This is a genomic window from Rhizobium sp. BR 317 (assembly GCF_047445835.1).
Taxonomy (GTDB): domain Bacteria; phylum Pseudomonadota; class Alphaproteobacteria; order Rhizobiales; family Rhizobiaceae; genus Rhizobium; species Rhizobium paranaense.
Map to the genome: position 1 here is coordinate 1 of NZ_JARWLB010000201.1, position 630 is coordinate 630.

1 protein-coding gene and 1 pseudogene are annotated in these 630 nt (G+C 55.0%); both read right to left on the reverse strand.

Going from position 1 to position 630, the window contains the following annotated elements; all coding sequences use genetic code 11:
- Positions 1 to 163: pseudogene (locus QD357_RS32785) on the reverse strand (transcriptional regulator); the annotation flags it as partial.
- Positions 164 to 486: 323 nt separating this feature from the next.
- The coding region (locus QD357_RS32790) for a TrbI/VirB10 family protein (protein ID WP_414126160.1) at positions 487 to 630 on the reverse strand (144 nt) is incomplete at its 5' end.

Consider the following 630-nt stretch of genomic DNA (forward strand, 5'->3'; position numbering starts at 1 on the left):
TTGGATAGGTGTTGAAGGTCTTGATCTGGGCGCCTTCCTTTTGAAGAAAGGCAAACCGCTCGTAGCCGCAGGCCTCTGCGAAGCGCTTCATGGCACCTTTGATMGTAAGCTCGTCCTGCGCAGCTTCCAACATGTCGACGAGCGAGCGAAATTCTCCRTCCACCAGCGTTTCTMCTGTCTTATCGACCTGTAGGTCGGTCATGATCTRGCACATCGAGACACTCGAACAGGCCTCGCCGCCCGGCGGCCAAGCCATAGCCACAATCAGCCACAGGCATCTCGACACAACCCACKGTGCCAGAGTAGCGCGGAGMAGTCCCTCTAGCCGTGTACGCCTAGCACTACCTGCGAAAAGACAAGTTTCAAGTCCCCTTGAACTAAAAAGATGACTAAGTCAGGAAAGTTATTGCGGGGATTGCAATGTTGCACCGGCATGCGCGGCATGTCGGTGGCTGAAATGGCGGCGAAGCTGTCGGACGATGTTCGTCAGTTTCTGCTGTAGGTCGACGGAAATATAATATCCTGGTMKACGAGCACGTTGAACTTGTAGCCGGGGCGGATCTGGATGGTCGGCTGCACATTCAGGTTCTTCGAGATGGTCTGCTCTGCGACCCTGCCAAAAGACTCCGC